A 6,745-nucleotide genomic window follows, 5' to 3' on the forward strand; every position below is an offset into this window, starting at 1 on the left:
CCACTCCTGAATTATTAATTACAAATGAAAAACAACTCTCAAGATCAACAAAAATTACTCAAGCTCCTGCTTCAAAAAAAAGGTATTAGTTTTAAAAAAGTAAATACTATACCTAAACGCCAATCATCCAACTCTGAATTAATTCCTATCTCTTTAACTCAGTTAGAACTTTGGTTTTTTGCTCAATTTTATCCAGAAAATTGTATTTATAACTTGCCTTGTATTTATCGCATTGAAGGCTTGCTTAATGTTCCTGCACTAGAGGAAAGCTTAAGAGAAATTGTCAAACGTCATGAAAGTTTGCGGACAACTTTTACTTGTATAGATGGGAAAGTGTTCCAAAAAATTACAGATGATCCAGTTTTTGATTTTTCAATTCTTGACCTACAAAGACTTAGTGAACTGGAGCAAGAAAAAGAAACCAAAAGATTATTTTCAGCAGAAATTAACCGACCTTTTGACTTAGAACAAGGTTCATTATTTCGCAGTAAAGTTATAAAATTTGCTGAAGATAACTATCTGTTAATCATGATAATCCATCATATTATTGCTGATGGTTGGTCTTTGAATATTTTAACTAAAGAGTTAGGCATTCTTTATGAAACTTTTTGTCTGAATAAACCTTCACCTTTGCCTGAATTACCGATTCAATATGGTGACTTTTCTCTGTGGCAATGGCAATCAATAAAAGATAATTCATGGCAATCTCATCTGGATTTTTGGAAGAAACATATAGGGATTAACCCACCCATTTTAAAACTTCCTACTGATTACCCACGCACAACGGCTCAACCTGTTGAAGCAGCCATTCATTATTTCCTCATTTCTCAAAACTTAACAGACGCATTAAAGTCATTAAGTCATCAAGAAAAAGCGACTTTGTATATGACTTTATTAGCCGCCTTAAAAATATTACTCTTTTACTATACACAACAGACAGAAATTATTATTGGTGGAGTTGCGGCTAATCGTAACCAACCCGAAACACAAGATTTAATCGGACTTATGGTTCAGTTTCTCCCCTTATATACTCATGTAGAATATCAAGCCAATTTTCGGGACTTGCTGCATCAAGTAAAAGAAATGAGTTTAGAATTTGATGCTTATCAAGAAATTCCTTTTATCACGTTAGTGGAAAAATTAAAACCGATTAGAGATTCTCAATATGCTTTGTTTCATCAAGTTATTTTCCTTTTCCAGAATGCTCCTAAACAAGATTTAAAATTGATCAATCTGACAGTCACGGACGAGTTATCAAAAATGGATATAGATGCCCATAGTGCTGAAAATGATTTAACTATATCCCTTGAAGAAACTGAGCAAGGTATAAAAGGTGCTTTCGTGTATAAAGCTGATTTATTCACGACTGAAACTATTACTCAAATGGAACAATATTTTCAGCAGTTATTGAAGAATATTGTCACTGATCCTGATAAAACCATTTCTGATCTATGTCCTTTATCTGAATCCGTCTCCTTCTCCGGCAATACTTCTCCCTTGTCTTTATCAATCAATGAAATTAAATCTAATGACTTACCCCATAATCTAACTAGAGAAACCGTGATCAATATCTGGCAAGAAGTTTTAGAATTAGAAGAAATTAGTGTTAATGATAACTTTTTTGACCTTGGGGGGGATTCTCAAAAAGTTATTCAGGTAATTGATAAAATCGGTAAGATTATTAAAATTAATTGTACTTTGCGTGATTTTTTTGAAAATCCCACTGTAGCCCGTCTAATCACAACCTTTAAAAATAAATGAATTTAAGCGTATTTCCCTAGCTTTAAAAATGGTATGATTACAAAAAAAATACAGAAAAAAAATGACAAATCATCTCTTTGATTTAACAGGTAAAGTTGCAATTATCACGGGCGCTGCCCGAGGAATTGGTCGGGTATTAGCGCAAGGGTTAGCACAAGCTGGAGCTAAGGTGGTAATTGGTGATATTAATCAAGTTGGTGCTGAACAAACGGTTCAACTCATTCAAGAAGCAGGCGGCGAAGCCATGGCAATTCACACCGATGTTCGTCAACGTCCAGCTTGTCAGAATTTAATTGAACAGGCCGTTGCTCATTATGGTCAACTCGATATTATGGTTTGTAATGCAGGGGTTGAAATTCTCAAAAACACTCACGAATTAGAGGAATTGGAATGGGATGAGGTTATTAATGTTGATTTAAAAGGTTGTTTTAATTGCGCTCAACTCGCAACCAAACAAATGCTGCAACAAGGTACAGGAGGTTCAATTATTATGAATTCTTCTATCTGTGCCTTCGTTGCTGTTCCCAAATCTTCAGGAGCATATAGCGCCGCAAAAGGCGGTGTCAATCAATTGGTAAAATCCCTAGCGGTCGAATTAGCTAGTAACAAAATTCGAGTCAATGCTTTTGCACCAGGGTATATGAATAATATGATGGAAGGAACAGAAGGTTTACGTTCAACTGGGGATGAAATGGACGAATTATACACTAGAATTCCCATGAAACGAACCGGAGATTTACAAGAGTTAATTGGTCCCGTCGTATTTTTAGCCTCCGAAGCTTCCTCTTATGTAACCGGAGCAATTTTAATGGTAGATGGAGGTTATACCGCTATTTAGCATCAATAATTAAACAATTTTTAGGTTGATTTGTATCCATCAAACCAACCTAAAATCACTAGATTAAAACCTATTTAACCCAGGGTAAAAATGAATCATAACTCTCAAGACAAACAAAAATTACTCAAGCTGTTACTACAAAAAAAAGGAATCGGTGTCAAAACAAATACGATACCGCCTAGAGATAAATCTCAACTTGTACCGCTTTCTTTTTCTCAAGAAAGACTTTGGTTTTTGTACCAATTGGAAGCTCAAGGCTATACCTATAATATGCCGTTTCGCTTTCAAATTGATGGCAATTTAGATATTGATATCTTTAGGAAAGCTTTGGAAACTATTATGAATCTGATCCAATTCGCTTAATATTCATTCCTGATCTGTAGAAAATCCAGAAAATAGTCGTAATAAAATTTGTGATAATAATGGAGATTTTTATGGTATGCTGAATGAATGTCTATCTCTTAAGTTAGACATTCAAAGTTCTAATGTCCCCATTTTAGCACAAGGAGAATCCTATGAGTGTTGCCGAAAAAACCTCAGATAGTATAAATCTCAAAGAAGATGTTCAAACTTTCAATCAATCTCTTCAAGAATTTTTAAGATTTATTCAAGCTTATTGGTATCCTAAAGAACACCATGATAGAGCTTTTTCACAGATTATTCGTTCCTGGGGAATGCTAGTTTTATTGTTTTTGTTATTAGTGGGAGTAGTCGGACTTAATGCGTTTAATAGTTTTGTTTTTAGAGACTTAATTACCTTCACGGAAGCTAAGGATGCAGAAAAATTAACCTATTTTGTCATCATTTATGGGATTACCCTAGGCAGTATGACGTTTTTCGGAGGATTGTCTAAGTTTCTTAAAAAACTAATTGCGCTGGATTGGTATCAATGGATCAATAGTAGTATCTTGCAAAAATATTTTGAAAATCGGGCTTATTATCGAATCAATTTTAAAGGAGATATTGAAAATCCAGATCAACGTTTATCCCAAGAAATTCAACCCATCACCAGAACAACGATGGACTTTTTAACAACCTGCGTCGAAAAACTCATGGAGATGCTGGTTTTTATTGTCATCCTTTGGTCAATTTCTAGAACCATTTCTATAGTGCTTCTGGTTTATACGATTATTGGAAATATTCTTGCTGCCTATATTATTCAACAATTAAATAAAATCAATAAACAACAATTAGACGTGGAAGGAACCTATAAATACGCCATTACTCATGTTCGTACTCACGCTGAATCAATTGCATTTTTTAGAGGGGAAGAAAAAGAGTTAAATATTATTCAAAGGAAGTTCAATCAGGTGATTAAAATCATTATTGAAAGAATTAATTGGGAAAGAACCCAGGAATTTTTTAACCGTGGCTATGAATCCATTGTTCAAATCTTCCCCTTCTTAATTGTTTCCCCATTATATATTAGTGGTAGAATTGAGTTTGGACAAGTTAATCAAGCCAGCTATTGTTGCTATTTCTTTTCCACAGCTTTATCCGTGTTAGTGGATGAATTTGGACGCTCCGGTCAGTTTATTAATTATATTGAACGTTTAGAAGATTTTTCCCAAGCTTTAGATACTGTAAGCGAACAAACCAACCAGGTTAATACCATTAAAGTCATTGAAGATAACAATCTAACTTTTGAGGATGTCACCTTACAAACTCCCGATGCTGCTAAAGTGATTGTCGAACATTTATCCCTGTCCGTTGAACCAGGGGAAGGTTTATTAATTGTTGGTCCAAGTGGTCGAGGAAAAAGTTCTCTTTTACGCGCTATTTCTGGGTTATGGAATACAGGTACAGGTCATTTGGTGCGACCTCCCCTCGACGATTTATTATTTTTACCCCAACGTCCTTATATCATTTTAGGAAACTTGCGTGAACAGCTAATTTATCCTCAAACGACAACGGAGATGAGTGAATCCCAATTAAAAGAAATATTACAAGAAGTTAACCTGCAAGATGTTCTTAATCGCATCAAAAATTTTGATGAGGAAGTGGATTGGGAAAATATTTTATCTTTAGGAGAACAACAACGTCTAGCCTTTGCGCGACTGTTCGTTAATCAGCCAGATTTTGTGATTTTAGATGAAGCCACCAGTGCTTTAGATTTAAAAAATGAAGATCATTTATATAAACAGTTACAACAAACTGGAAAGACCTTTATTAGTGTCGGACATCGAGAAAGTTTGTTTAACTACCATCAAAAGGTTTTGGAACTTTCCGAGGATTCTACTTGGCGATTAATGAGAATGGAAGACTATCATCCATCAGCAGCGATTGCCACTCATTCTAACAATGCCAAAACCGTTGATGAAACCATAGAAATTGTCTCTGAAATTAACAATCAAGACAATTTTACCCATCAAGAAATGCAAAAACTGACCAACTATAGCTTAAGTACCATCAAAAATAAAGCCAGTCGAGGTCAAACGATTATTGCCAATGATGGCATGAGCTATCGTTATGACAAAACCCTTGATATTGCCAAATGGGTGAGAGTTTAGCTTCTCAGGGAGCTTCGATCGAACTTAAAAAGGCATCTTGCCGCAGTTCGGGAACCTTCAAAGAAGATTCTCGACCCATTACATTGTTCGCCAATTCCGAGTTAAATTGGCGGATTAAAAGCCGCCTGGACTTAAATAACTGGGATTTTCCTGTAGGGAAGTATCGAAGGGATTGAGTAAATCTTGGGTGCGAATTAAGGGGCCGGACTGTTGCTGTTGCATGACATCATAGTATAAAGTTTCGGTCAATTTGGCATCCCGGGTAATCATATTATCGAAATAGGAACCTTGGGGAAAAGTACGCCAACCAAAAAGAGAGTTTAACTGTCCTAAAATGTTGGTGTAGTCGTAGAAACGACCCGTATTGTTATTAACAGCGCGGTTAAACAAACCGGGGATATTATTAAATCCCACCGCCGTATCGGGAGAGGGGACAAGTTGCAATTGTTGGATTTTTACCGGTGGGGGATTGGTGGCGGGTGGATTTTGGGCGATCGCACTAGGCGGACTCAACCAGACTAAACCGGTTAAACAAAACAGAGAAGGAAGTAAAAATTGAGCGCGCATGGGTAAAAATCTCCTCACAGGGATAGGGTTAATTAAAAAATCCCGTCAATGGGACGAGAAAGAAATCAATACTAGCGATCGAGTCAATATATAATGACTTTTGGCTCAATTGTAACCGAAATTTTGGAGTCAGTTAGGCTCCCAATCCTGAAAATATGGCTAATTCCTCGGTAGCGACTCTCGATACTGCTTCCCTGCGTCAATTTCTCCTCGATGCTCTTGTCCGTCTTGCCTATCGAGAGGGGGACTTCACCCTGTCTTCAGGACAAAAAAGCCGCTACTATATCAACGGTAAACAAGTTACCCTCACTGCGGAGGGAGCTTTAGCCGTGGGGCGTTTATTGCTGTCTCTACTGCCTCTAGATACCCAAGCGGTGGCAGGATTAACCCTAGGGGCGGATCCGATTGTCAGCGCGGTTAGTGTGGTATCTGCCTACGAAAATCGCCCGATTCCAGCTTTAATCGTCCGCAAAGAGGCAAAAGGTCACGGGACTATGGCTTATATCGAGGGGCCGACTTTAAACCCCGGTGCTGCGGTGGTTGTCCTCGAAGATGTGGTGACAACCGGGAAAAGTGCCATGGTAGCGGTAGAAAGATTACGGGATGCGGGTTATCAAGTAGATTTAATCATTGCTTTGGTGGATAGAGAGCAAGGAGGGGCGGAATTTTACCAATCTCAGGGAATAAAGTTTCAAGCTTTGTTTTCAATTCGGGATCTACAGGCGGCCTATCATAATAAATAGCGGTGAGTGGCCAGAAACGCTCGATAACTTGATTTTAAAAGTCGGATTGGCTCTGGGGATAAACCACAAAGGCACAAAGAACACAAAGAGGAAGACAGATTCAAGCGGGCTGCTTTCATTGCCTAAACGATAAGTTAAGTAGGTAGGCGTTAAAAATTATCAGAAACCCCCCTTATCAAGGGGGGCAGGGTAGGGCTGTTTCATTCTCCCATCAGAATATCAAAAGTAAAAGCGATCACTGTCAGGTAAAATGAAAAGTGACCGCCAACTTTTAAAATATATGTTGAGCTTAATAGAAAAACTGAAACAAGTCAAGGACTTTCGGA

Annotated in this window: 6 protein-coding genes; 5 read left to right on the top strand and 1 reads right to left on the bottom strand. The window is 37.4% G+C overall.

The features are described from left to right. Positions 1-24: 24 nt before the first annotated feature. The 4 genes from IM479_RS20440 to IM479_RS20455 all read left to right on the top strand — a co-directional run bounded on the left by IM479_RS20440 (position 25) and on the right by IM479_RS20455 (position 5,109). Positions 25-1,761, top strand: coding sequence for a condensation domain-containing protein (locus IM479_RS20440; protein WP_287685109.1), 1,737 nt, complete (start codon positions 25-27; stop codon positions 1,759-1,761). A 61-nt stretch (positions 1,762-1,822) separates the two neighbouring features. After that, the gene (locus IM479_RS20445) at positions 1,823-2,599 is read left to right on the top strand and encodes an SDR family NAD(P)-dependent oxidoreductase (protein ID WP_286825441.1); all 777 of its coding nucleotides are present in this window, start codon (positions 1,823-1,825) and stop codon (positions 2,597-2,599) included. A 90-nt stretch (positions 2,600-2,689) separates the two neighbouring features. After that, entirely contained in the window at positions 2,690-2,962 is a 273-nt protein-coding gene (locus tag IM479_RS20450) for a condensation domain-containing protein (protein ID WP_287685108.1), read from the top strand. A gap of 152 nt (positions 2,963-3,114) precedes the next feature. Next, the gene (locus tag IM479_RS20455) at positions 3,115-5,109 is read left to right on the top strand and encodes an ABC transporter ATP-binding protein/permease (protein WP_287685107.1); all 1,995 of its coding nucleotides are present in this window, start codon (positions 3,115-3,117) and stop codon (positions 5,107-5,109) included. Positions 5,110-5,223: 114 nt separating this feature from the next. Here IM479_RS20455 and IM479_RS20460 read toward each other — a convergent pair whose 3' ends face one another. After that, positions 5,224-5,676, bottom strand: coding sequence for a porin (locus tag IM479_RS20460; RefSeq protein WP_287685106.1), 453 nt, complete (start codon positions 5,674-5,676; stop codon positions 5,224-5,226). 155 nt (positions 5,677-5,831) lie between these two features. On the opposite strand from IM479_RS20460, the gene pyrE reads away from it, so the two are divergent. Continuing rightward, complete coding sequence (gene pyrE / locus IM479_RS20465) at positions 5,832-6,419, top strand: orotate phosphoribosyltransferase (RefSeq protein ID WP_287685105.1); 588 nt, start codon at positions 5,832-5,834, stop codon at positions 6,417-6,419. Positions 6,420-6,745: the final 326 nt, after the last annotated feature.

Source organism: Microcystis sp. M165S2 (genome assembly GCF_020245885.1).
Classification (GTDB): Bacteria; Cyanobacteriota; Cyanobacteriia; order Cyanobacteriales; family Microcystaceae; genus Microcystis.